Raw genomic sequence first — 20,399 nt, 5'->3', positions numbered from 1 at the left:
TGATGGCACAAAATCGCCACAAAGCTTTAGGGCTTACAGATGAAATGGTATTAGAAATGTATAAAACAATGCTCTTAGCAAGGAAAATTGATGAAAGAATGTGGTTGTTAAATCGAGCCGGTAAAATCCCATTTGTTATATCATGTCAGGGACAAGAGGCAGCACAAGTAGGGGCTTCTTTTGCATTAGATCGGAAAAGTGATTATGTTGCACCTTATTATCGTGATATGGGCGTTGTATTGGCCTTTGGGATGACAACGAAGGAATTGATGCTATCTGGGTTTGCCAAGGCTGAAGATCCCAATTCTGGTGGTCGTCAAATGCCAGGTCATTTTGGGCAGAAGAAAAATCGAATTCTGACAGGCTCGTCTCCTGTTACGACTCAACTTCCCCATGCAGTTGGCGTAGCCCTTGCTGCTAAAATGAAAAAAGAACCGATTGTTTCATTTGTTACACTAGGAGAAGGCTCATCTAACCAGGGGGATTTCCATGAAGGTTTAAATTTCGCAGGAGTTCACGACTTACCTGTTATTACAATGGTAGAAAATAATAAATATGCTATTTCGGTTCCGATTGAAAAACAAATCGCAAGTAAAAATGTAGCTGACCGGGCACAAGGCTATGGAATGCCTGGATATACTGTAGATGGTAATGATCCACTTGCTGTTTATGAGGCTGTGAAAGCTGCACGGGACAGGGCTTTAGCTGGAGAAGGTCCAACGTTAATTGAAGCGGTGTCCTATCGGTTAACTGCACATTCAAGTGATGATGATGATAGATTATATCGTGAAAGTGAAGAAGTAGATGAAGCAAGAAAGAAAGATTCTGTTATTACCTTTGCTAAGTATTTGAAAGATGAGGGCATATTAACAGAGGAAGTAGAAAAACAAATAAATGATGCAATTAATGCGGAGGTTAATGAGGCTACAGATTATGCTGAGAATGCGGACTATGCGCCTGCCGAAGATGCTTTAAAATACGTGTACGAAGAGTAGAAAGGGGGAAATTGTCATGCCAGTAATGTCATATATCCAGGCAGTAACAACTGCTTTGAAAGAAGAAATGAAACGAGATGAAAATGTATTTGTTTTAGGTGAAGATGTAGGTAAAAAAGGTGGCGTATTTCGTGCTACTGATGGACTATTTGAAGAATTTGGAGAGGAACGTGTTTTAGATACACCATTAGCGGAATCTGCTATTGCAGGTGTTGGAATTGGTGCTGCAATGTACGGGATGAGGCCTGTAGCTGAAATGCAATTTGCTGATTTTATCATGCCAGCTGTAAACCAAATAATATCAGAGGCAGCTAAAATTCGCTATCGCTCAAATAATGATTGGAATGTACCAATGACGATTCGTGCTCCCTATGGAGGCGGCGTGCATGGAGCATTATACCATTCCCAATCAGTTGAATCGGTATTTGCCAATCAGCCTGGGCTAAAAATAGTGATGCCATCAACACCATATGATGCTAAAGGATTATTAAAGGCTTCTATTCGTGATAACGATCCAGTATTGTTCTTTGAACACAAACGTGCATATCGTTTATTAAAAGGAGAAGTACCCGAGGATGACTATGTATTACCGATTGGTAAAGCTGATGTGAAACGTGAAGGCTCAGATATTACCATTATTACGTATGGGTTATGTGTTCATTTTGCGCTTCAAGCGGCTGAAAAGCTAGCGGAAGAGGGTATTGATGCTCATATTCTAGATTTAAGGACAGTATACCCACTGGATAAAGAAGCCATTATTGAAGCTGCTAAAAAGACAGGCAAGGTTTTACTTATAACCGAGGATAATAAAGAAGGTAGTATTATCGGTGAGGTAGCAGCAATTATAGCAGAAAATTGCCTGTTTGATTTGGATGCGCCAGTTCAACGACTTGCTGGACCGGACGTACCAGCAATGCCATATGCGCCAACAATGGAAAAATATTTTATGATTAATCCAGACAAAGTGGAAAAAGCAATGCGGGAACTTGCAGAATTTTAATTAAAGGAGGTAGACCACAAATGGCGAAAGAAAAAATTAATATGCCACAATTGGGTGAGAGTGTTACAGAGGGGACGATTAGTTCTTGGCTCGTTAATGTTGGAGATAAAGTGAATAAGTATGATCCTATTGCTGAAGTAATGACAGATAAAGTAAATGCAGAAGTGCCATCCTCCTTTACTGGAACAATTAAGGAATTAGTTGCTCAAGAAGGGGACACCATTGCAGTTGGAGATTTAATGTGTTATATCGATACGGAAGCAAGTAGTGCTGGTGCCGCAAAAGGTTCAGAACCGAGCAAGGAGAATAAGCAGCAAACCGATATGGACAGCTCTAATGATGCAAAAGATCAGTCTATGAAAAAACGTTATTCTCCAGCTGTATTACGAATGGCGCAAGAAAATAATATAGATCTTGAACAGGTAGAAGGCACAGGTAAAGCAGGTAGAATTACTAGAAAGGATATCGAAAAGCTAATTTCTTCTGGTAAGATACCAGCTCCTACAGAACATGACAATAAAGCTGTAACACCAACTGTTGAAAATAAACAAGCAAAAGAATCTCCGTCGAAACCACAGCCGACTATGCAAACAGGTGATATCGAAATCCCAGTTACAGGAGTGCGTAAAGCGATCGCCCAAAATATGGTTCGATCTAAACAAGAAATTCCTCATGCTTGGATGACTGTTGAAGTAGATGTAACAGATCTTGTTACATACAGAAATAAAATAAAGGATTCGTTCAAGCAAAAAGAAGGCTACGGATTAACATTTTTTGCATTTTTTGTGAAAGCTGTAGCTCAAAGCTTAAAAGAATTCCCACAACTAAATAGTACATGGGCAGAAGATAAGATTATTCAGCGTAAGGATATTAATTTATCGATCGCGGTAGCGAAAGACGAAGAATTATTCGTGCCTGTGATTCATCATGCAGACGATAAAAGTATAAAAGGAATTGCTAAGCAAATTCATGAACTAGCAATAAAGGCAAGAACTAACAAATTAACTGGCGATGATATGAAGGGCGGTACATTTACCGTTAATAATACTGGTTCCTTTGGTTCTATCCACTCCATGGGCGTTATCAATCATCCACAGGCAGCAATTTTGCAGGTTGAATCTATTGTGAAGCGACCAATGATCGTTAATGATATGTTTGCAGCTCGTGACATGGTTAATTTATCCTTATCTTTAGATCATCGTATATTGGATGGTCTTGTTTGCGGCAACTTCCTCGCACGTGTGAAAGAAATTTTAGAGAATATGAATGAAAATACAATTAATGTGTATTAGAACAATATAATTCCTTGTTCGGAGAACGTATTTAATTGAAATATCAAACTGATGCTGGTATCCTATCTATAGTATAAAAGTTACTTCAAGTGAGGGGTTTGATTTTTAATGGATTTTAACATATTTATGAATGATGTTGTAGATGCTGCGCGTAAGGATATTAGAGAGGCTGGTTATCAAGAACTAACAACACCTGAAGAAGTGGATCAAGCACTTACTAAAGAGGGTACAACGTTAGTAATGGTTAATTCAGTATGTGGATGTGCTGGTGGAATCGCAAGACCAGCTGCTGCTAATTCCATACATTATGATAAACGCCCAGATCAATTAGTGACAGTATTTGCTGGCCAAGATAAAGAAGCAACAGAAAAAGCAAGACAATATTTTGAAGGTTATCCACCTTCTTCACCTTCATTTGCCTTTTTGAAAGATGGTAAAATAGTAACCATGTTAGAACGACATGATATTGAAGGACATAGTGCTATGGATGTCATAAGTAAGCTTCAAACGATATTTGATAAGCATTGTGAAGAAGTCTAAAAATTGTTTGATTAGATATGAAATGAGGGCTGTCTCTATGTTATCGTAGGTCAGCCTTTTTTTCCGGTAACCTGAGTGGAACGGTAAAGGAGAATGGAACGTGAAGATAGGCTATCGAACTATTAAAACAGCTATAGGAACACCTATTGCTATTTGGATAGCTCAATTATTAGGAGTAACAAATTTTGTATCAGCTGGTATTCTTACCATTTTATGTATCCAACCATCACGAAAACAATCTTTTTTAAGTGCATGGAATCGCTTTTTAGCATGTATTATTGCATCTATTCTGTCCATTCTATTTTTTCATTATATAGGCTATCATCCAGCAGTGGTTGGCTTATTACTAGCAATCTTTATCCCAATAACGGTGTATTTAAATATTACACAGGGTATTGCAACAAGCTCAGTTATTATTTTAAATTTATACGGTGCACATTATTTAGATTATGATTTCTTAGTTGATCAATTTCTATTAATAATCATTGGTATTGGAACTGGATTATTACTAAACTTATATATGCCAAGCCTAGATAAAAAGTTAAAAGAAAAGCAACGAGAATTGGAAGAAAATTTTCAGTCCGTGCTATATGAAATCGCATTATATGTACGCAATAGGAATATTGTATGGGATGGAAATGAAATAACAAGAATTGAACAGCTACTGGTCGAAGCAGCGGACTTAGTAGAGCGTGATAAAGAAAATCATATATTACGCAATAAGCACCCATATCGTGATTATTTTCGTATGCGATCAAGACAATTTGAATTATTACAGCGAATGCTTCCACTTGTAACTAAATTGCCCAAAAAAGACTCGATAACGGAAAAAATTGCCTCCTTCTTTGAAGGGCTATCGAAAGCTGTACATCCTGGGAATACAGCAATTATCTACCTAGAGGAATTAGAGCAATTGCGAAAGGATTTCGATAGAGAGGACCTTCCATGTTCGAGAGAAGAATTTGAAACGAGAGCAAACCTTTTTCGATTATTACATGATATTGAAGACTATCTATTATTGAAAAAAAGGTTTAAAGAAAGTGATGTTAGACCTAAGAGAAGAACAAGCAAAGAAGCATAAAGACTGGACCCATGTGTGGTACAGTCTTTTTTAATAGTCTAGGAAAACCGTGTAGATAAATATGAGCGCGTTGAGCTGCGACTAGCTCCAGCGCCCAGAATCTAGCCGACTTCACGAATCGTCCTAATCTAAGTCATCAGCGGTTCGCAAAATCACCGTGATTCCTTTAACTCCGCTGACTCGCTCCAGTCGCTACGTTTCTATTTGGGCGCTTGCGCTTTTGTTCATTTTATGACGTAATTCGTTATGGACAAACATTAGTAAGCGGTATAAGTTCAGGAAATTCTGAGCTAGTGTCCTTCTTAATGATATCCCATAGTTAATATTCTTATATAAACAATGCTAGACCTGCTGTCAAAGTGGATAGGAGCATTGCAATTATCATAATATATACAATAATTTTCGTTCTTCGAGCACGCTTTGATTTTTGGGACATACAAATCCTCCTTCACTCCTAAAATACTACGTTTATTTTACCTTGAAAACTACTTTTGGACAAGTGGTAATAAACATTTATCTCACTATTTAAGCGTTTTTCAGCTCCAATGTTCTTTCTCGTGAAAATGATCAATAAGCTAGTATAGGTGATTGCTTATTGATGAATCAACATACGAATGTATTTCACATGTAACTTGTCGTAAAACCCTCACATCAAGCAATAAAATGAAATCACTAATGATAAGTGAGGAAACGACTGCCAGTAAATGTCCGATTGGTTCGGGCCTACATGGAAGTAGGTCACAAAGGCGTTGCCACAGGACGTGGCGATTTAAGCCTTTGTACGTATTTGTTTTAGTAAAAGCTGGATGGAAGTTTCACTTTATATAAACATACAAATAGGGGGCTGAAAATGAATTCGTCTGATACGAAAGCTGTCAATCACATTACGCATATTGGAATAGCAGTTAAGAATATAGAGGAATCTTTGCCTTTTTACATGATGTGTTTAGGTCTTAAGTTGACACAAATGGAAACAATCGATTCGCAATCCATTAGAGTGGCCTTTTTAAAAGTGGGAGAAGCTTATTTAGAATTAATCGAACCAATCACCACAACTTCTACAGTAGCTGAATTTATTAACAAACGAGGAGAAGGCTTGCACCATATTGCACTAGCAGTCGACGATATCCAGCAACGGGTAGACCTTTTGAAGCAGAAAGGTATTCAGGCAATAGATGAAGAAATACAAATAGGAGCTGATGGGCAACAAATAGCATTTCTTCATCCAAGTGTAGCAAATGGTGTATTATTTGAATTATGTCAGGAGAAGTGAACATCGTGGATATGTATGATAAAATCACGGAATTATATGAAAAGAGAAAGCAAATAAAGCTTGGTGGTGGAGAAGAGCGGATTCGTAAACAACATGAAAAAGGGAAATTAACAGCAAGGGAAAGAATTAAAGTGTTACTAGATAAGCAATCTTTTGTAGAAATAAATCCTTTCATGAAACAGAGAGTTTGTTCTTCGTGTAACAGCATAGCCGTTGATAGTAATGGTGAGGGTGTCGTAACTGGCTACGGAAAAGTTAATGGTAGATCTATTTACCTATTTGCTCAAGATTTTACCGTTTATGGTGGAGCACTAGGAGAAATGCACGCGAAGAAGATTACTGCTGTTATGGACTTAGCTGCAAAAAATAGAATTCCGATTGTAGGATTAATTGATTCTGGTGGTGCTCGTATACAGGAAGGTGTATCTTCTTTAGATGGATATGGTCAAGTTTTTTACAGAAATGTTAAGTATTCTGGTTTAATACCTCAAATATCGGTAATTATGGGACCAAGTGCAGGTGGAGCAGTTTATTCACCAGCGCTTACTGATTTCATTATAATGGTTAAACAAACATCACAAATGTTTATTACGGGTCCGAAAGTAATAGAGAAAGCTACTGGAGAGCAAATAGCAGGAGAGGAACTGGGGGGAGCTTCCAGTCCACAATAAACAGAGTGGAAATGCTCACTTTCAAACAAATACGGAAGAAGAAGCATTGGAAACCGTTCGTCAATTAATTCATTATTTGCCTGCTTTTGATCAAGAAAAAGCAGAAGATATTGCAAATTACTGTGAATTATCCAATGGAAGTGATTTAATAGAGATAGTTCCTTTTGATAGCAGATCACCTTATGATGTAAAAAAAGTAATAAACAATATAGTTGATTCAGGTAGTTTCTTTGAGGTGCATCAACATTTTGCTAAAAATATTGTTGTTGGATTTGCAAAAATTAATGGGCAAACGGTTGGGATGATTTGTAATCAACCAAAGTATTTAGCTGGTGGATTAGATATCAATTCAAGTGATAAAGCGGCTCGGTTTATTCGTTTTTGTGATGCATTTGATATAGCCTTGGTAACCATAGAAGACGTTACTGGATTTATCCCAGGTATTAAACAGGAACATGATGGAATTATACGTCATGGCGCTAAGCTACTTTACGCATATGCAGAAGCAACGGTTCCAAAAGTAACAGTGATTCTGCGAAAAGCATATGGTGGTGCCTTTGTGGCATTAAATAGTAAATCACTTGGAGCAGACATTGTCTATGCATGGCCGAATGCAGAAATCGCTGTTATGGGGGCCGAGGGAGCTGTCCCTATTATGTTTGCTAACGAAGTTGATACGAGTCATGATCCGGATCAGTTACAAGCAGAAAAAATACGTACATATCTGCAACGTTTTGCAAATCCTTATGAGGCTGCTAGTTTAGGAATGGTGGATGATATTATTGATCCTCGTGACACCAGATTAAAGCTAATTGAAGCTTTGGAAATGCTCCAAAATAAAACAGAGGATCGTCCTAGTAAGAAACACGGTAATATCCCAATATAATTGATGTATAGGAGGATTTGTTTTGCTAATTAATGAAGAACGTCTTTTAGAAGAATTTTTTGAACTAGTTAAAATTGATTCTGAGACAGGACAAGAAACAGAAATAGCAAAAGTGTTAAAGGAGAAGTTCTCTAATTTAGGATTAGAGGTTATAGAGGATGCCAGTAAATCAACAACAGGGCATGGTGCTGGTAACTTAATTTGTAATTGGAAAGGCACCAAAGATAGTGTAGACCCAATCTACTTTACCTCACATATGGATACTGTAGTTCCTGGTAAAGCCATTAACCCTAGTATTAAAGATGGTTACATTATTTCGGATGGAACCACCATTTTAGGTGCGGACGATAAAGCGGGTTTGGCCGCAATTCTAGAGACTATCCGTACAGTTAATGAAAATAATTTAGAGCATGGTGATGTTCAATTTGTAATAACTGTAGGTGAAGAATCTGGTTTAGTAGGAGCGAAGGCACTGGATCCATCCATGCTCCATGCAAAATACGGTTATGCAATAGACAGTAATGGAGATGTAGGTGATATCGTTGTAGCCGCACCTACCCAAGCAAAGGTATTTGCCGTAATTAAAGGAAAAACAGCTCATGCTGGCGTAGCTCCTGAAAAAGGAGTGTCAGCTATAACCTTAGCTGCGAAGGCAATAGCTAAAATGCCACTCGGAAGAATTGATGATGAAACAACAGCTAATATTGGTCGATTTGAAGGCGGTAAGCAAACGAATATCGTTGTAGATCATGTCGAGATCTTAGCTGAGGCCCGGTCATTGGATCCGAAAAAAATGGAAGTACAAGTTAAAAAAATGAAGGATGCTTTTGAAAATACTGCTAAAGAATTTGGTGGTACCGCTGAAGTATCGGTTAAGGTCATGTATCCTGGATATAAACAACAGGAAGGCGATTTAGTAGTTGAAGTTGCACGTAATGCTGCCAAGGCCATTGGTCGAGAAAGTAAATTGCTAAAAAGTGGTGGGGGTAGTGATGCAAATGTTATAGCAGGTCACGGAATCCCGACTGTCAATCTTGCTGTTGGTTATGAAGAAATCCACACAACAAATGAACGGATCAAAGTAGAAGATTTGGTTAAAGTAACAGAGTTAGTTACAGCAATTATCCAGGAAGCAGCAAAAAATTAACAAAGTAAACCCTTTAAGTGCAACGCTTAAAGGGTTTTTTCTTTGGTATGTTATAATGGATTAAAAGTGATATTAAATTGTCCGTATTAAGGAGCAGTATATGTATGACGAATCAAGCTACGAAGCGAAGAGTTATCTTCCATATTGATATGAATTGCTTCTATGCTTCAGTTGAGATGGCGTATAACCCGAAACTTAAGGGCAGGCCTGTAGCCATTGCTGGTAATCCTGAAGAGAGACGAGGAATTGTTGTAACAAGCAGTTATGAAGCAAGGGCTAAAGGGGTAAAAACGACAATGAATCTATGGGAGGCTAAAAAACTATGTCCTGAATTAATTGTCCTACGCCCTAATTTTGAACGCTATCGAACAGCCTCTAGAGAGATTTTCAAAATGCTTTCAGAAATAACTCCATTTGTACAACCCGTATCTATCGATGAAGGCTATATGGATGTAACGGAAAGTAAAGGAATGGGTACACCTTTAGATATAGCAGCCAATTTACAGAAAAGAATAGCTAGAGAGCTCGATTTGCCATGCAGTATTGGGATAGCACCAAATAAATTTCTTGCAAAAATGGCATCCGACATGAAGAAGCCAATGGGAATTACAGTATTAAGAAAGCGTGAGATGCCCTCAATGCTGTGGCCGTTACCAATTGAAGAAATGTATGGAGTAGGAGGGAAAACAGCCACTAAATTAAAAGGAATAGGGATAGAGACAATAGGTGATCTTGCGCGTGGGAATGTCTACGAATTAAAACAAATACTTGGAATTAATGGTGAACGACTAAAAAATCGAGCAAATGGTGTGGATCAACGTCCTGTAGATCCTGATGCTGTCTATGAATTTAAAAGTATTGGTAACTCAAAAACACTACCGCAGGATACTACAGATGAAACAGAAATTAGAGCATTGATGCATTACCTCGCCGAAAATGTAGCACGTCGATTAAAGCGAAAACAAGCAGTTGGACGTAGCATACAAGTAATGATTCGCTATCATGATCGGAGGACTATTACACGAAGCAAAAAATTAAGAAACTATATTGAGTCAAAAGAAGATATCTTAATAATCGCAAATGAATTATTGCAAAAGCATTGGAATCTAGAACCAATTAGACTATTGGGAATTACTGTACAGGATGTAGAAGAGAAGCAAAATATTGCACAGCAACTCGATCTATTTTCATATGAAAAAGTGGCGGGAAAAGAAAAGTTATATAAAACGATTAATGAGCTATCTGAGAAATACGGAAAAAATCCGTTTATCTCATGGAATACTACCAATACGGATAATCAAAGTCCAAGTACGAGCTTTCAAAAAGATTTCTTGGATGATTTTAAGCGTTAAAATGAGGCAGGTACATATTGAGCTAAATACTTGTCTTAACAAGATAGTAGGCTATAGAAAGCACCATTTTATATGAAATGATGAAATTAACAATGTAGTGGAAATCAGCTATATTTCAATATTTCTACACAGATTGCTGATTTAAATAGTATAGTTGAATAATGAATAATATACAAGATGATCCAATTAAAAGCCGAACTAATTCGATTTCTCCAGTGGTGATTATCCCTAGATGTTAGATTTTTACTCTAACTACCAGGGCCCGCACCAGTGTGTTTCGAATTTAAGTTCGGCTTTTTCTTTAATGTATATTACTCGAGATTTTTACATTGTCATTATTTCATAATTTTATTTATAATTGTTTGTGACAGTTTTCCACCGGGATAACGGAATGGAATATCAAATTTTGTTGTTTGTTTTAAGATGCTCTTCTTATGAGAAAACGTATTAAAGCTATATTTTCCATGATATGCTCCCATGCCACTTGCACCAACACCACCAAACGGAAGATGTGGATTAGCTAGATGGTAAAGTGTATCATTTATACTACCACCACCGAATGATAAGTACTGCATAATTTGTTGTTGCGTATTTTCATTTTCTCCAAAGTAATATAAAGCTAGAGGTTTTTCTTGCATTTTAACTACTCCAACTGCATCTTCTATATCCTTAAACGTAAGTACCGGAAGGATTGGTCCAAATATTTCTTCCTGCATAATTGGATCGTCCCACGTGATTTTGTCAAGAATCGTAGGTTCAATTTTTAATAGGTTTCGATTCGATTCACCGCCATGTAGAATAGTTCCTGTAGATAAATAAGTATGTAACCGATCGAAATGCTTTTCGTTGATGATTCGGATATAGTCTTTATTTGATAAAGGGCTTTTACCATAGAAGCTCTTCATATATTTCTTCATGGCTTTTAATAATTTAAATTTAACCTTTTCGTGTACATATAAGTAATCTGGAGCAACACAAGTTTGGCCAGCATTCGTAAATTTACCCCAGACAATACGCTTTGCTGCTAGATTAATATTAGCATCTTTATCAACGATAACGGGGCTTTTACCTCCCAATTCAAGTGTTACAGGAGTTAAGTGATTACTTGCTTCTCTCATAATAATTTTCCCAGTCTGGGTACTACCAGTAAAGAAGATATAATCAAAACGCTGTTGTAAAAGCTCCTGAGCAATTTCTTTTGCGCCTTCAATGACTGTTAAATAAGATGGATCAAAGTATTCCCTAATCATTTCACGCAATAATGCTGAAGTAGCTGGTGCATCTTCAGAAGGTTTAATTACAGCACAATTACCTGCAGCTAGTGCACCAATTACTGGTGCGAGCGCTAACTGTAAAGGATAATTCCAAGGTGCCATGATCAGACAAACTCCGTAAGGCTCCTTCATAATAAAGTTTTTTGTTCCTTTATGGGTGATTGGAGCAGAAACCTTAATAGGTTCCATCCAATCTCTTAAATGCTTCAGTGTATGATCTAATTCGGTTATTAAAAATCCTAATTCAGTTGTTAGTGTTTCATGTTTGGATTTATTTAGATCTGTTTTTAATGCTTTATATATAGCAGGTTCATTTTCCTTTAGCATACTTTTAAGTTTCTGAAGTTGTTCTTTGCGGCTATTAAAATTCATCGTATTGCCATTTAAGAAAAATGCTCGTTGGTCAGCAATAATCGATTCAATTTGTGACATAGAAAGCCCTCCTTTAATTAATCAAAAAACTAGAGAAGTCATATGCAATTTCTGTATGTGGGAAGATCATTTGGGCCTCCTGTAAAAGTTGCTCATTTTCTTCCTTTTGGTATCTTGATGAGATATGAGTAAGTATTAGGCGCTTGCAGTTGCCTTTTTTGGCAAGTTCTGCAGCTTGCGTCGTTGTTGAGTGGAAATATCGCTTAGCAAGAATAGACTTATCATGGCTAAATGTGGCTTCATGAACTAGAACGTCAGCATCTTTAACCAAAGATATGTAATTTGTTGAATACCTTGTATCACCTAATATAGCTACTACTCTCCCTTTTTTATCCTGTCCAATAACATCTTTTCGATAAATTTTCCTACCAGCTTCCGTTACCACAACTTCATTTTCTTTTATTTGTTTGTAAATAGGTCCAGGTTTAATCCCTATGTCTTTTAATTTATTTACTAGTAATTCTCCAGGTTTATCCTGCTCCATAATACGAAATCCAAAACTAGGAATTGCGTGATCTAACGCTTGTATATGGACTGAAAAGTGACTATCTTTCACTACCATATTATTCTCAATTTCCACAAACAATAATGAATAATTAAGATGAGTATCACTTACACCTAAACTCGTTTCAACAAATTGCTGAATTCCCTTAGGACCATAAATAGTTAACGGATCTTCACCACCTTGAAAAGATCGACTACTTAAGAAGCCAGGTAGACCAAAGATATGGTCACCATGCAAATGAGTGATAAAAATTTTATTAATTTTTCTTGGCTTAATTGATGTATGGAGAATTTGATGTTGGGTTGCTTCTCCACAGTCAAATAACCAAACACTATTTAATTCTTGTAGCATGGAAAGTGCTACGGATGACACGTTTCTTTGTTTGGAGGGTACACCTGCTCCTGTTCCAAGAAAAATCAACTCCATCGTATAACCTCCAGTATTATTTCCAGCCTCTGATATATTGCTTAGGTGCCTTTAAGTCATAGTTTAATTCAGCAGCTGCTTCTTTAGCCCAATAAGGATTTTTCAGTAATGACCTACCGATAAAGACTAAGTCTGCTCGTTTGTTTTGAATAATCTCTTCAGCTTGTTTTCCTGAGGTAATTAAACCAACTGCTCCAGTAGCAATAGAGACATCTTGTTTAATTGTTTCACAGCGTCTAAGTTGGTAACCCGGGTAAGTATTGATCGTTGCAGGGACGACTCCACCAGAGCTGCAATCAATTAAGTCGACACCGTCCTCTTTTAACTGAGAACAAAAGTAGAGTATATCTTCTAGGCTATTTCCGTTGTTATCGTACTCATCTGTGGAAATTCGTACAAAAATTGGCCCATTCCAAACAGTTTTGATCGAAGCAATAATCTCTTTTAAAAAGCGGTATCGATTCTCTTTACTTCCTCCATATGCATCCGTACGGTGATTAGTCAATGGTGATAAAAATTGATTAATTAAATATCCATGTGCTCCATGTATTTCTATAACATCGAACGAAGCTTCAGCGGCACGTCTCGCACCGTCTTTGAATGCATTAATTGTATCGTCAATATCATTTTGTGACATTTCTAGCGGCTCTTGGAAAGTATCATTAAATGCGATAGCAGACGGTGCATAAATAGCAGAAGATAGTTCAGCTTTTCTTCCTGCATGGGCAAGCTGTATAGCCGTCTTAGCTCCGTAACTATGTAGTTCTTCATTCAGTTGTTTTAATCCTAAAACATGGTCATCACTCCATATGCCTAAATCTTGTGCGGAGATCCTACCTTCCATTTGGACTGCTGATGCTTCGAGCATAATTAACCCAATTTGACCAACGGCACGAGAAATATAATGTGTTTTATGAAATGACGTAAGCATTCCATCTTCCTGTATACACGAATACATACACATTGGAGACATAACAATTCGATTCTTTAATGATACATCTTTTAGTTCAATTGGTGAAAATAATTGTGATGACTTGCTCATTTTTGGCCTCCTATATTAATTAATCGGTTACTGATTCTCGATAATGAAATGCCAGATCAGGTACATCTGTGAAAATTCCATCAACCTGATGGTTGAACGATCGCATAATTCTTACTGGTTTATTTACGGTATAGATTCTTAATTTCATATTTTCTTTATGAATATTTTCGACTAATTCACGGTGTAAGAGTCGATATTTCAGATGGAGTGCATTAGCTCCAAGCTCTTTAGCTACACGGATAGGACTTTTATATCGTTTGGACGTTAGAAAAGCGACCTCAAGAGAATTAGAATATTCTTTCAACCTCTTAACGCTATTTGGATTAAAAGTCGAAATTGTGGTACGATTTAATAACTGATAGTTAGAGATTGCTTGATAAACAATAGATTCTATATCTGTATAATCTATTTTATTATTTTTTAGTTCAATATTTAAATATAAAGGCTTATCTTTAATCCAATTGAGAAACTCATCAAGTGTAGGTATCTTAATTCCCTTAAATTCAGGTGAAAACCAGCTACCTGCATCCAATTCTTTTAATTCTTGATAGGATAATTTACTTACAAGACCTACCGAATTGGTTGTACGTTTTACATTTTCATCATGTATAAGTACAGGGATATTATCTTTTGTTAACTGTACATCAGTTTCAATCCCATCTGCATTCATATGATACGCTTTCTGAAAAGCAGGCATTGTATTCTCAGGTGCATATTTGCTAGCACCACGATGTGCAAATATGTTGGTTTTCAATCTTATCCACCTCTTTAGTTGCATTTGACATCACACAAAGTCCTGTTGAGCAATGCTCTCATTCGATCGTGCTTTACTTTTAATCATTGTGTTTGATTTTCATGTAAAAGTCAATGTCTTATAAAGTTTGTAATTTATACTAAATACTGGAGGGATACGCTTGAAAACATGGCAAACAAAGGAAGAACTTACGAATCTGTTATGCTCACTCGTCAATTATCAAAGTGTAACTGGATCTTCAGCAGAGATTGCTTTAGCAGAGTATATGTATCATTTGTTAGAACAAAACCAATATTTTCAAACAAATCCTTCGTATTTAAAGCTTCATGGTTTGGATGATGGCAGAAGGTTACTGACGGCCTTTGTTAAGAGTAAAAATGAAACTGACAAAACGATAATCTTGTTAAGTCACTTTGATGTTGTGGATGTTGAAGATTTTGGATCACTACAAAACCTTGCATTTCATCCAAAAGCATTGACAAAAGAATTGTATAAACAAAAGGAACGATTATCTAAAGCGGTTCAGCAAGATATGGAGACTGGAGACTGGTTGTTTGGAAGAGGCACAATGGATATGAAGGCAGGTTTAACAGTACACCTTTCTATGCTCGAGAAAGCAATTGACGGTGAGTTTGATGGTAATATACTATTACTTACTGTTCCGGATGAAGAAGTCAATTCAAAAGGAATGTTAACAGCTTTACCTATACTCCATGAATGGAAGGAAAAGCAGAAGCTAACATATCTGGCATGTTTAAACGGTGAGCCAATGTTTAGCAAATATCCTGGCGATGAAGCTTATTATGTATATACTGGTTCAATTGGAAAAATATTACCGGGATTTTATTGTTACGGTAAAGAGTCGCATGTGGGAGAACCTTTTTCAGGCGTTAATCCTAATTTAATGATTAGTTTCTTGTCACAACAGCTAGAGCTTGATGAAGCTTTTATAGAAAGAATTGGTGATGAAGTAACGCCTCCACCAGTTAGTCTGATGCAACGAGATTTAAAAGAGAATTATTCCGTAAAGACCCCTCAATCAGCAATTGCCATGTATAATGTCTTATATATGAAACAATCCTTACATGATATAAATTTAAAATTGCTTCAAGGTGCGATGGACGCTGCCCAAAATATAGAGCACTATATCCAGGAAAAAGCGGATCATTTCTCTGAAATTGCCACCGATTTTACCATGCCGCTAATTAAAGTTAATGTAATGATGTATGAAGAATTATATCAGGAAGCTGTCAAACGTTATGGACAAGCAGAGATTAATCGTAGGCAGAATTTATTGGTTAGTCAACGCACAGAGGAAGATAGGGATTTTTCTACATTACTTGTCCAGGATTTAGCATCTATGTGTAAAGATTTAGCTCCAATGATCATTTTATTCTATTGTCCACCGTTTTACCCAGCAGTTTCTTCAGGAACAGATCCATACATTCAGCAAGTGATGAAGGAAATTACGACGTATACGAAAGAGAAATATCAAATTAACTTAACTGTATCGGAGTTTTTTACTGGTCTGTCAGATTTAAGCTTCGTTGGACCTCCTTCAACGCTAGGAAGTTTAAAAAACTATACGTCTAATATGCCATTACAAAATAATGGTTTTGAAATTCCGGAAGATGTCATGGAACAATTAACGATGCCTGTTTTAAATATAGGTCCGTTAGGAAAAGATCCTCATCAATGGACAGAGCGACTAGAGATCACGTATAGTTTTGAGTATTTGCCGAAAATAGTAGAAAGAGCAATACATCGTTTGTTTTGTAACTGAATAAATTGAGATGCGTATGATCAATCCGTCGAGGTACCGAAAGAGTTTATCCAAAATGATAGTAATTAATCGACAATGTGGGTGTGACAAGGTAAAATAGATTAAAAATGAATGATCATTCATTTTGGAGGAATGTAAGTATGAAAGTAATGGATAAAACGATTAGTCAAATAACGGTACCCACCCCTTTTGCAGTAGGTGATGTTCATATCTATCTGTTAAAAGGCGATTTGCTTTCTATCATAGATGCAGGTGTAAAGACAAAGGAAGCTTGGGAGACACTCAAAGAACAACTAAAGCGAATGGGTTATTTTCCAAAAGACATTGAACAAGTGATTTTAACGCACCATCATCCTGATCATATAGGATTAATTGATCAGTTTCCCAGAGCAGAGCGTATAATTGCACATGCTAATGTGGATCCATGGATCCAACGTGATGAATTATATCTTCAGCATTATAAGCAATTTTTTGAGAAGTATTTTTCGCTTTCTGGCATACCAGAAACATTTCTTCCGTATTTAAATAAATTGAGTGCGCCATTAAATTATGTAGGAAAAGGTGAACTAACCCGTTTTATAGATGAAGGAGATGAACTTCCTGGTCATCCAGGTTGGCAAGTGATTGATACGAAAGGTCATGCGCAAAGTCATCTTTCTTTTTTACGTAAAACCGATCGGCTACTAGTTGGGGGAGATCATATATTAGAGCATATTTCTTCTAATCCACTTATGGAACCACCATCACCGTGCGAGTCGATCGAATTTAGACCAAAGCCTATGCTTCAATATCGCCGTAATTTACAAAAATGTATTGATTTGCGAGTGGACTGTGTGTTACCAGGACATGGTCAGGTGGTACAAAAACCTAAGAGCTTAATCGAAAACAGACTAAAAAAACAGCAGGAAAGAGCAGATAAGGTCTTTGATTTATTAATAACTCAGCCGCAAACACCGTTTCAATTATGCACACAAATATTTCCAAGGCAATTCAAAAATCAAATCGATCTCACGATGTCTGAAACAATTGGCCAATTAGATTATTTAGAGAACGAGGGACGTATTACTAAAAAAACGGAGGATGGAAAGCTTATTTATTATGCAAACTAAGATATCAGGTAAAAAGATTATCATTACTGGAGCTTCAAGTGGCATTGGAGAGAGGCTAACATGGCACATTGCGAAAAATGGTGGTATACCAATTATATTGGCTCGTTCTATAAATAAATTAGAAAAGATCAAGGAGCAGATAGAGAAACAATTTTCTGTAGAATGCTATGTTTATAAGGTGGACTTAGGGCATCGTAAAGACCGTACACAAGTGATAGCCAATATCTTAACTGAACATCAAAAAATCCAAGGTCTAATAAATAATGCGGGAATTGGAATTTTTGAAGATGTCATGCACATGAATGAAGAAGATATTGAGCGAATGTTTCAATTAAATGTTCATGCGCTAATCCAAATAACGAAGCAGATACTTCCTTATTTTGCTACACTTGAAGGAGAAGCACACATCTTTAATATCGCTTCACAAGCTGGAAAGCTTGCTACGCCAAAGGCAGCGATCTATAGTGCAACCAAGCATGCAGTATTGGGTTTTACTAATGGGCTTCGACAAGAATTAACGGATAGTAAAATAGAAGTAACTGCCGTAAATTTAGGACCTGTTCAAACTAATTTTTTTCTTTCTGCAGATCCCGATGGAACCTATCAAAAGAACGTTCAAAAATATATACTTGATCCAGATCAGGTGGCACAAAAAATCATTCGTTATTTGTTTGTAAAGAAACGAGAAATCAATTTACCATGGTGGATGGATGCAGGAAGCAGATTATATCAGGTGCTTCCTGGACCTATGGAACGAGTATTAAAAAAGCAGCTTGCCAAAAAATAATTGAGGGTTGACGTAAAGATGAAGAACAATGAAATTGAGCTTAATATATCTAAAAAAGCAAAAGACAAATTAGCAGAGTTAGAGAAGCAACACGATCCTTATTTGTTATTTTGGTATGATATAGAAGGCTGTGGCTGTAGTGTGAACGGAATTCCGACGTTACGCTTAACAGATCAACAGAAAACCAACTATCAACAAATAAAAAACAAAGATTTTACGGTATATGTTGAAAACCAACAAGCCATATTTTTTGCGAAAAAGATGAGGTTAGATTATAACAAAGGAATGTTTCGTCTATCGAGTCCTGAAGGAATTCTTAATCCGTATATTTCCCCAGACGACATTATTAAATAAAGGAAAGCTTTATTCACCTTTTCAAAGGTCGATACAAAGGAATTTTAGATAAAGAAAGAGGTTAGGACAAAACACAATTTCTTTACTCAAAATACGAATAATCATGTTATCACGCCGCACCGTGAAACTATACTCGTTTTCCGCGGGCACGGCCTCAGCTAAATTGGTAAAGAAAAACACGTTACCACGTGAATCTTCAGACTCGTGCGGTTCCCGCCAGAGTCTCGCTTATTTCAGGTGCTAATGAATTGTTCTGATCAATAAACGAACGATAATTAAGTTAAACCTAATTATCGTTCGTTTTTAATTATTTCTTCATTCTTTTGTCTCAGCTTCTTTTATCATACTCTAAGAAATTATAGAGTTTGCCCATACGGATAATTATGGGCGTGTTGAGCCGATTCTAGCTCCAGCGCCCAGGAACTAGGCGACCGCCCTAATCTAAGTCATCATCGGCTCGCCAGCACACCGTGATTCCTTTATCTCCGTTGACTCGCTCCAGTCGCTACGTTTCTATTTAGGCGCTTGCGCTTTTGTTTCTATTGATCCACATACAACAGCAGTAAGACCCTACAGATTGAAGTTTCACTTTATTTGAAATGGTGAGGCTCCCTATCGAAAGGAAGACATCCAATGGGTCCATGAATCCTAACAGATGACAGGTGGGTGGACACGTCTACATAACTAGTACGAGTGTTTTTAACTCTATTTGCTAACACGAACCAAGGAAACCTCTTATCTATGTGCTTGATAAGTAACTGGTTTAGTGATTTTTTTTAGGTTATGATACGTATCATCCTGTAATTCTTTGTTAAAGTCGCCGTTGATATTTTCTTTTAATTGATCAATTGAGCTAGCTCCGAAAACTACACTAGCAACAGCCGGATGCTTTAGTATATAGCGGAAAGATAGCTCATTTTTATTAGAGCTAAGTTTGGTTAGCTCGTCATTTATAGATTGTAATTCTTTATAGGAATAATCTAAATATCCTGTTTCTCCTTTAGCGGCGATTTGCTTCGCTGCTTGATTACTTAACATTCCTTTTGCTAATGGACCACGAGCTAGAACGCTAATGTTATTTTCATCTAAAAGATCAAGTATTTCTTCTTCTGGTCGGCGATCCAATAAATTGTATTGCATCATTATACCATCCATCGCAGAGCGTTTTACATATTCTCGAATAACGTTTGGGCGAATAGAAGATATACCGTATGCTCGGATTAAACCTTCTTTTTTAAGTATTTCAAAAGCTTCTATTGTTTCATCAATTGGATCGTCAATTGTCCCACCATGTAGCATATAAAAATCGATATAGTCCGTATTCAAGCGTTTTAGACTGGCTTTAACACCTTGTTGGATGTGTTCTTTCGAAGGGTCCCAATACCATTTTCTCGTCTCTCTATTAAAATGATTTCCGACTTTTGTTGTAAGCACTACATCTTCTCGTCTGTGTTTAATAGCCGATCCAACAATTTCTTCATTATCTCCAAAATCATATAAATCAGCTGTATCTAAATGATTGATTCCATGCTCTAATGCCATATCAATCATGCTTTTTGCTTTAGCAGTGTCTTTTCCAAGTGACATACACCCCAGCGTAAGTTGAGAAATATATATGTCTGAACTTCCAATCTGATTTTTTTTCATTTTAGCTAGCCTCCATTCCAATGTTTATGGTATATGTTTATTGTAAATT

The 20,399-nt window shown here is 36.8% G+C and carries 18 protein-coding genes and 1 pseudogene; 13 read left to right on the top strand and 6 right to left on the bottom strand.

Annotated elements, in window-relative coordinates; all coding sequences use genetic code 11:
* Positions 1-2 precede the first annotated feature (2 nt).
* The 5 genes from ABDZ84_RS02210 (at position 3) to ABDZ84_RS02190 (ending at position 4,908) form a co-directional block, all read left to right on the top strand.
* Positions 3-995, top strand: a complete 993-nt coding sequence (locus ABDZ84_RS02210) for a thiamine pyrophosphate-dependent dehydrogenase E1 component subunit alpha (RefSeq protein WP_026681095.1) — start codon at positions 3-5, stop codon at positions 993-995.
* Positions 996-1,011: 16 nt separating this feature from the next.
* Complete coding sequence (locus ABDZ84_RS02205; protein WP_026681094.1) at positions 1,012-1,995, top strand: alpha-ketoacid dehydrogenase subunit beta; 984 nt, start codon at positions 1,012-1,014, stop codon at positions 1,993-1,995.
* A gap of 20 nt (positions 1,996-2,015) precedes the next feature.
* Entirely contained in the window at positions 2,016-3,287 is a 1,272-nt protein-coding gene (locus ABDZ84_RS02200; protein WP_026681093.1) for a dihydrolipoamide acetyltransferase family protein, read from the top strand.
* A 108-nt stretch (positions 3,288-3,395) separates the two neighbouring features.
* Positions 3,396-3,827 carry a BrxA/BrxB family bacilliredoxin gene (locus ABDZ84_RS02195; protein WP_026681092.1) on the top strand — a complete coding sequence of 144 codons (432 nt, stop codon included), beginning with the start codon at positions 3,396-3,398 and terminating at the stop codon, positions 3,825-3,827.
* A gap of 100 nt (positions 3,828-3,927) precedes the next feature.
* Positions 3,928-4,908: an aromatic acid exporter family protein gene (locus ABDZ84_RS02190; protein ID WP_026681091.1), complete on the top strand. Its 981-nt coding sequence runs from the start codon at positions 3,928-3,930 to the stop codon at positions 4,906-4,908.
* 328 nt (positions 4,909-5,236) lie between these two features.
* Here ABDZ84_RS02190 and prli42 read toward each other — a convergent pair whose 3' ends face one another.
* Entirely contained in the window at positions 5,237-5,344 is a 108-nt protein-coding gene (gene prli42, locus ABDZ84_RS02185) for a stressosome-associated protein Prli42 (RefSeq protein ID WP_121605068.1), read from the bottom strand.
* Between the two features lie 414 nt (positions 5,345-5,758).
* Here prli42 and mce point away from each other — a divergent pair, with 414 nt between their 5' ends.
* The 4 genes and pseudogenes from mce (at position 5,759) to ABDZ84_RS02165 (ending at position 10,237) form a co-directional block, all read left to right on the top strand.
* Positions 5,759-6,181, top strand: coding sequence for a methylmalonyl-CoA epimerase (mce, locus tag ABDZ84_RS02180; protein ID WP_026681090.1), 423 nt, complete (start codon positions 5,759-5,761; stop codon positions 6,179-6,181).
* Positions 6,182-6,186: 5 nt separating this feature from the next.
* Positions 6,187-7,738 (top strand): annotated as a pseudogene (locus ABDZ84_RS02175) (acyl-CoA carboxylase subunit beta).
* 22 nt (positions 7,739-7,760) lie between these two features.
* Positions 7,761-8,885 (top strand): M20/M25/M40 family metallo-hydrolase, encoded by a 1,125-nt coding sequence (locus ABDZ84_RS02170; RefSeq protein ID WP_026681088.1) that lies wholly within the window; start codon positions 7,761-7,763, stop codon positions 8,883-8,885.
* A gap of 104 nt (positions 8,886-8,989) precedes the next feature.
* Positions 8,990-10,237 (top strand): DNA polymerase IV, encoded by a 1,248-nt coding sequence (locus ABDZ84_RS02165; RefSeq protein WP_343779789.1) that lies wholly within the window; start codon positions 8,990-8,992, stop codon positions 10,235-10,237.
* Between the two features lie 335 nt (positions 10,238-10,572).
* Here ABDZ84_RS02165 and ABDZ84_RS02160 read toward each other — a convergent pair whose 3' ends face one another.
* The 4 genes from ABDZ84_RS02160 to ABDZ84_RS02145 are packed head-to-tail and all read right to left on the bottom strand — an operon-like array spanning position 10,573 to position 14,670.
* On the bottom strand, positions 10,573-11,943 hold the full coding sequence (locus ABDZ84_RS02160; RefSeq protein ID WP_026681086.1) for an aldehyde dehydrogenase: 1,371 nt from the start codon (positions 11,941-11,943) through the stop codon (positions 10,573-10,575).
* A gap of 13 nt (positions 11,944-11,956) precedes the next feature.
* Positions 11,957-12,874, bottom strand: a complete 918-nt coding sequence (gene rnz / locus ABDZ84_RS02155) for a ribonuclease Z (RefSeq protein WP_026681085.1) — start codon at positions 12,872-12,874, stop codon at positions 11,957-11,959.
* Between the two features lie 16 nt (positions 12,875-12,890).
* Entirely contained in the window at positions 12,891-13,916 is a 1,026-nt protein-coding gene (gene namA / locus ABDZ84_RS02150) for an NADPH dehydrogenase NamA (RefSeq protein WP_026681084.1), read from the bottom strand.
* A gap of 19 nt (positions 13,917-13,935) precedes the next feature.
* Positions 13,936-14,670: a glycerophosphodiester phosphodiesterase gene (locus tag ABDZ84_RS02145; protein ID WP_026681083.1), complete on the bottom strand. Its 735-nt coding sequence runs from the start codon at positions 14,668-14,670 to the stop codon at positions 13,936-13,938.
* Between the two features lie 160 nt (positions 14,671-14,830).
* Here ABDZ84_RS02145 and ABDZ84_RS02140 point away from each other — a divergent pair, with 160 nt between their 5' ends.
* The 4 genes from ABDZ84_RS02140 (at position 14,831) to ABDZ84_RS02125 (ending at position 18,703) form a co-directional block, all read left to right on the top strand.
* Complete coding sequence (locus ABDZ84_RS02140) at positions 14,831-16,453, top strand: M20/M25/M40 family metallo-hydrolase (RefSeq protein WP_121605073.1); 1,623 nt, start codon at positions 14,831-14,833, stop codon at positions 16,451-16,453.
* A 140-nt stretch (positions 16,454-16,593) separates the two neighbouring features.
* Positions 16,594-17,562, top strand: a complete 969-nt coding sequence (locus ABDZ84_RS02135; protein ID WP_343779782.1) for an MBL fold metallo-hydrolase — start codon at positions 16,594-16,596, stop codon at positions 17,560-17,562.
* Positions 17,552-18,349 carry an SDR family NAD(P)-dependent oxidoreductase gene (locus ABDZ84_RS02130; RefSeq protein ID WP_343779780.1) on the top strand — a complete coding sequence of 266 codons (798 nt, stop codon included), beginning with the start codon at positions 17,552-17,554 and terminating at the stop codon, positions 18,347-18,349. The genes ABDZ84_RS02135 and ABDZ84_RS02130 overlap by 11 nt, the downstream gene beginning before the upstream one ends.
* Before the next feature lie 18 nt (positions 18,350-18,367).
* On the top strand, positions 18,368-18,703 hold the full coding sequence (locus tag ABDZ84_RS02125; protein ID WP_258469524.1) for an iron-sulfur cluster biosynthesis family protein: 336 nt from the start codon (positions 18,368-18,370) through the stop codon (positions 18,701-18,703).
* A 735-nt stretch (positions 18,704-19,438) separates the two neighbouring features.
* Here ABDZ84_RS02125 and ABDZ84_RS02120 read toward each other — a convergent pair.
* Positions 19,439-20,350, bottom strand: coding sequence for an aldo/keto reductase (locus tag ABDZ84_RS02120; protein WP_166530824.1), 912 nt, complete (start codon positions 20,348-20,350; stop codon positions 19,439-19,441).
* Positions 20,351-20,399 lie beyond the last annotated feature (49 nt).

The organism is Virgibacillus salarius, assembly GCF_039521925.1.
GTDB classification, from domain to species: domain Bacteria; phylum Bacillota; class Bacilli; order Bacillales; family Amphibacillaceae; genus Virgibacillus; species Virgibacillus salarius.
Note: the sequence above shows the minus strand (reverse complement) of the source record. Positions and strands in the feature narration are given on the sequence as shown.

Coding starts and splice junctions, on each gene's coding strand:
- ABDZ84_RS02160 (WP_026681086.1), bottom strand. CDS start 11,943: ATGTCACAAATTGAATCGATTATTGCTGACCAACGAGCATTTTTCTTA.
- ABDZ84_RS02210 (WP_026681095.1), top strand. CDS start 3: ATGGCACAAAATCGCCACAAAGCTTTAGGGCTTACAGATGAAATGGTA.
- ABDZ84_RS02125 (WP_258469524.1), top strand. CDS start 18,368: ATGAAGAACAATGAAATTGAGCTTAATATATCTAAAAAAGCAAAAGAC.
- namA (WP_026681084.1), bottom strand. CDS start 13,916: ATGAGCAAGTCATCACAATTATTTTCACCAATTGAACTAAAAGATGTA.
- ABDZ84_RS02165 (WP_343779789.1), top strand. CDS start 8,990: ATGACGAATCAAGCTACGAAGCGAAGAGTTATCTTCCATATTGATATG.
- ABDZ84_RS02130 (WP_343779780.1), top strand. CDS start 17,552: ATGCAAACTAAGATATCAGGTAAAAAGATTATCATTACTGGAGCTTCA.
- ABDZ84_RS02135 (WP_343779782.1), top strand. CDS start 16,594: ATGAAAGTAATGGATAAAACGATTAGTCAAATAACGGTACCCACCCCT.
- mce (WP_026681090.1), top strand. CDS start 5,759: ATGAATTCGTCTGATACGAAAGCTGTCAATCACATTACGCATATTGGA.
- ABDZ84_RS02200 (WP_026681093.1), top strand. CDS start 2,016: ATGGCGAAAGAAAAAATTAATATGCCACAATTGGGTGAGAGTGTTACA.
- ABDZ84_RS02120 (WP_166530824.1), bottom strand. CDS start 20,350: ATGAAAAAAAATCAGATTGGAAGTTCAGACATATATATTTCTCAACTT.
- ABDZ84_RS02205 (WP_026681094.1), top strand. CDS start 1,012: ATGCCAGTAATGTCATATATCCAGGCAGTAACAACTGCTTTGAAAGAA.
- prli42 (WP_121605068.1), bottom strand. CDS start 5,344: ATGTCCCAAAAATCAAAGCGTGCTCGAAGAACGAAAATTATTGTATAT.
- rnz (WP_026681085.1), bottom strand. CDS start 12,874: ATGGAGTTGATTTTTCTTGGAACAGGAGCAGGTGTACCCTCCAAACAA.
- ABDZ84_RS02195 (WP_026681092.1), top strand. CDS start 3,396: ATGGATTTTAACATATTTATGAATGATGTTGTAGATGCTGCGCGTAAG.